3 protein-coding genes are annotated in these 4,584 nt (G+C 71.5%); 1 reads left to right on the forward strand and 2 read right to left on the reverse strand.

Annotation, left to right across the window (positions count from 1 at the left end):
* Positions 1 to 72 precede the first annotated feature (72 nt).
* Entirely contained in the window at positions 73 to 372 is a 300-nt protein-coding gene (locus ACFRCR_RS17080; RefSeq protein WP_377679196.1) for a YciI family protein, read from the reverse strand.
* A 114-nt stretch (positions 373 to 486) separates the two neighbouring features.
* Positions 487 to 1,194, reverse strand: coding sequence for an MBL fold metallo-hydrolase (locus ACFRCR_RS17085; protein WP_377679198.1), 708 nt, complete (start codon positions 1,192 to 1,194; stop codon positions 487 to 489).
* Positions 1,195 to 1,419: 225 nt separating this feature from the next.
* Between ACFRCR_RS17085 and uvrA the strand changes: the two genes are divergently transcribed.
* Entirely contained in the window at positions 1,420 to 4,449 is a 3,030-nt protein-coding gene (gene uvrA, locus ACFRCR_RS17090) for an excinuclease ABC subunit UvrA (RefSeq protein WP_377679200.1), read from the forward strand.
* The last annotated feature ends 135 nt before the right edge of the window (positions 4,450 to 4,584 follow it).

A 4,584-nucleotide genomic window follows, 5' to 3' on the forward strand; every position in this document is an offset into this window, starting at 1 on the left:
CCTCCGGGGAGACGGGCCGTCGTCCGTTCACGGACGGGGGTGGCGGCGCCCTCTCGGGGCTCCGGTGAGAGGTCAGGCGCGGTCGGCCCAGGGCCCGATCACGGGCGCCCACGGTCGGACCGTCCGACGCGTGACGACGTTCTCCCGGGCGAACGGGTCGGCGTCGAACGTGCGCGCGACCGCCGCCTCGTCCGGGGCGTCGACGAGCAGGAGGGCGCCGGCCGGGTTCGCCGCGTCCTGGGCGAGGGGCCCGGAGGCGAGCAGCGTGCCCTCGTCGAGCAGGCCGCGCAGGAAGGCGCGGTGCTCGGGGCGGAACTCGTCCAGGACGGCGGGCTTGTCGGCGTAGGTGTAGGTCACGGCGAAGATCGGCATGGCGACATTGAAGCACCATCGCGCGCGGGGCCGGTCGACGGGGTCGTCCCTGGTACGGACGCGGCGCTGGCGGGCCCTGACGAGGTCCGGGGGAGGCAGCGCCGACGACGAGGGCTACCAGCCGCGCTCGCGCCACTCGTCGAGGTGGGGTCGTTCGGCCCCGAGGGTCGTGTCGGCGCCGTGGCCCGGGTACACCCACGTGGCGTCGTCGTACCTGTCGAAGAGCCGGGTCGTGACGTCTGCGTAGAGCTGGGCGAAGCGCTCCGGGTCGTCCGACGTGCTCCCCACCCCGCCCGGGAACAGCGAGTCCCCCGTGAACAGGTGCGCGCGGCCGGGCACCGCGCCCGGGGCGCTCGCGTGCTCGGGCTCTCGGTAGACGAGCGTGACCGACCCGGGGGTGTGACCGCGCAGGGCGACCACCTCGAGCGTGAGGTGGCCGAGGACGATCGTGTCGCCGTCGTGCAGGGGGCGCGAGACGGTGGTGCCGGTCGCCTCGCTGATGGCATCCGCGTCGGGGGCCCCGGCCGCGAGCTGCGCGCCGGACGCGGCCCCGATCGAGGCGAGCGCCCCGACGTGGTCGAGGTGGCGGTGCGTCGTGACGACGAGGTCGAGGCGGGCGGTCGAGGAGCCTTCTCGGACGAGCTCCAGGAGCCGGTCGGGCTCGGCCGCCGCGTCGACGAGGAGCTGCGCGCCGCTCCTGCGGCACGTCAGGAGGTAGGCGTTGTTCCCGGACGGCCCGACGGCGAGCTTGCGGACCTCGACCTCGTCCAGGACCCGCAGGTCGCTCGGGCCTGCGACCGTGACGTCTCCGGTGTATCCCACGCGGATCTCCTCGCTGTGCTGGTCGTCGTCCTCGCGGACGACCGGCCGCCTGTGTGACGAGCCTCTCGTGCCGAGTCTGGCACGCCGGGGGAGGGGGTGACGCCGCTGCTCACGGAGGTGCCGGGCGGACGACCGTGGTCGTCGGCGGGGCGCTCGGGGCGGATGCCGGACGACCGGTGGTCGAACAGGTGTGCGAATGTCAGGGGTGAGGCATACGATGCTTCGGTGAGCAACCGCCTTGTCATCGCTGGTGCCCGTGAGCACAACCTTCGCAACGTCGACCTCGACCTGCCGAGGGACCAGCTCATCGTCTTCACAGGCCTCTCCGGTTCCGGGAAGTCCTCCCTCGCGTTCGACACGATCTTCGCCGAGGGGCAGCGCCGCTACGTCGAGTCGCTGTCCGCGTACGCCCGTCAGTTCCTCGGGCAGATGGACAAGCCGGACGTCGACTTCATCGAGGGGCTGTCGCCCGCGGTGTCGATCGACCAGAAGTCGACCAACCGCAACCCGCGGTCGACCGTGGGCACCATCACCGAGGTCTACGACTACCTGCGACTGCTCTTCGCGCGTGCAGGGACCCAGCACTGCCCGGTCTGCGGGGAGAAGGTCCAGGCCCAGACGCCGCAGCAGATCGTCGACCGCCTCCTCGAGCTGCCCGAGGGGACCCGTTACCAGGTCCTCGCACCCGTGGTGCGCGGGCGCAAGGGGGAGTACGGCGAGCTCTTCAAGGAGCTGCAGTCCAAGGGGTTCGCGCGTGCCCGCGTGGACGGGGAGGTCGTCCAGCTCACGGACCCTCCCGCGCTCGAGAAGAAGCTCAAGCACGACATCGAGGTCGTGATCGACCGTCTCGTCTCGCGCGAGGGCGTCCAGCGCCGGCTCACGGACTCGGTCGAGACCGCGCTCGGGCTCGCCGGGGGGCTCGTCGTCGTCGAGCTCGTCGACGCGGACGCGGACGACCCGCAGCGCGAACGACGCTTCTCGGAGAAGCGTGCCTGCCCCAACGACCACGAGCTCACGCTCGACGAGATCGAGCCCCGTACCTTCTCGTTCAACGCGCCCTACGGCGCGTGCCCCGAGTGCACGGGCATCGGCTTCCGCCTCGAGGTGGACCCCGACCTCGTCGTCCCGGACGACGAGAAGTCCCTCGCCGAGGGAGCGGTCGCGCCCTGGGCGCAGATCTCCTCGGAGTACTTCACCCGTGTCCTGACGGCCCTGGCCTCGGACCTGGGCTTCTCCATGGACGTGCCGTGGCGCGCACTGCCCCAGCGCGCCCAGCAGGCCGTGCTGTACGGGCAGAACCACGAGGTGCACGTCCGGTACAAGAACCGTTGGGGGCGCGAGCGCCAGTACTCGACCGGATTCGAGGGCGTCGTGACGTTCCTGGAGCGTCGACACGGCGAGACCGAGTCGGAGTGGTCCAAGGAGAAGTACGAGGCGTACATGCGCGAGACGCCGTGCCCGGTGTGCCAGGGCACGCGCCTCAAGCCCGAGGTCCTCGCCGTCAAGGTCGGCGACAAGTCGATCGCCGAGGTGTGCCGGCTCCCGCTGCGCGAGGCCGCGGCCTTCCTCGGCTCGCTCGAGCTGGGGACGCGCCAGAAGGCCATCGCGACCGAGGTCCTCAAGGAGATCGACGCGCGCCTCGGCTTCCTGCTCGACGTCGGGCTGGACTACCTCTCGCTCGAGCGTCCGGCCGGGACCCTCTCGGGTGGCGAGGCGCAGCGCATCCGTCTCGCGACCCAGATCGGCTCGGGGCTCGTCGGCGTCCTGTACGTCCTCGACGAGCCGAGCATCGGCCTGCACCAGCGGGACAACCGCCGACTGATCGACACCCTCACGCGGCTGCGGGACCTCGGGAACACGCTCATCGTCGTCGAGCACGACGAGGACACCATCCGGGCCGCCGACTGGATCGTCGACATCGGCCCCGGCGCCGGCGAGCACGGTGGGCGCGTCATCCACTCGGGCGACTACGCGGGACTCCTGGAGGCCCCCGAGTCCGTCACGGGCGCCTACCTCGCCGGCCGCCGCAGCATCCCGCTGCCCGCTGCCCGCCGCCCCGTCGACAAGGACCGTCGGGTCACGGTCATCGGCGCGCGCGAGCACAACCTCGAGGGCATCGACGTGAGCTTCCCGCTCGGCACCCTGACCGCGGTCACCGGGGTCTCGGGCTCGGGCAAGTCCACGCTGGTCAACTCGATCCTCTACACCGTGCTCGCCAACGAGCTCAACGGGGCGCGCCAGGTCGCGGGTCGTCACCGCCGGATCACGGGACTCGAGAACCTCGACAAGGTGGTCCACGTCGACCAGGGGCCCATCGGCCGCACCCCGCGGTCCAACCCCGCCACCTACACCGGGGTCTGGGACCACGTCCGCAAGCTCTTCGCCGAGACGAGCGAGGCCAAGGTCCGTGGCTACACACCCGGCCGGTTCTCGTTCAACGTCAAGGGTGGCCGCTGCGAGGCGTGCTCGGGCGACGGCACCATCAAGATCGAGATGAACTTCCTGCCGGACGTCTACGTCCCGTGCGAGGTGTGCCACGGTGCGCGGTACAACCGCGAGACGCTCGAGGTGCACTTCAAGGGCAAGACCGTCGCGGACGTGCTCGACATGCCGATCGAGGAAGCCTCGGAGTTCTTCGCCGCTGTCCCGACGATCTCGCGGCACCTCAAGACGCTCTCCGAGGTCGGCCTCGGCTACGTGCGCCTGGGGCAGCCCGCGCCGACGCTCTCGGGTGGCGAGGCCCAGCGCGTCAAGCTCGCGAGCGAGCTGCAGAAGCGCTCGACGGGGCGGACCATCTACGTGCTGGACGAGCCGACGACAGGGCTGCACTTCGAGGACATCCGCAAGCTCCTGGCAGTGCTCCAGTCGCTCGTCGACAAGGGCAACTCGGTGCTCGTGATCGAGCACAACCTGGACGTCATCAAGAACGCCGACTGGGTCATCGACATGGGTCCGGAAGGTGGGTCCGGCGGTGGTCGGGTCATCGCGGAGGGTACGCCCGAGCAGGTGGCGGCGGTCCCCGCGAGCCACACGGGGCGCTTCCTCGCCGAGGTCCTCACCGGTGACCCCATCCCGGTCGCCCCCCTGGCCAAGAAGTCGTCCGCCGCCAAGGCGGGGACTGGCAAGGCGACGGCGGCGAAGGCTCCGCGCAAGACCCCTGCGCGTAAGTCGTCCACGACGGCGGCGGCCACGGAGGGCGCCTCGTCGGTCACGGCCTCGGCCGCCGTGAAGAAGGCTCCGGCCGCGAACGACTGAGGACGTCCACGCGTCGACGAGCGCTCGACCGCCGTGTCGCCGACGCGACGTCGGCGACGTGCGGCGAGAGTCCCCGGACGCCGTGCGACGCCGGTGCGTGCCCAGGGCACCCGGGCCTCCCGGGTTGCCCAGGGC

This window comes from Oerskovia sp. NPDC056781, from assembly GCF_042789955.1.
In the GTDB taxonomy this organism is placed as follows: Bacteria; Actinomycetota; Actinomycetes; order Actinomycetales; family Cellulomonadaceae; genus Oerskovia; species Oerskovia rustica.

Excerpts from the sequence above, each read along its gene's own strand:
- ACFRCR_RS17080 (WP_377679196.1), bottom strand. The coding sequence starts at position 372 with ATGCCGATCTTCGCCGTGACCTACACCTACGCCGACAAGCCCGCCGTC.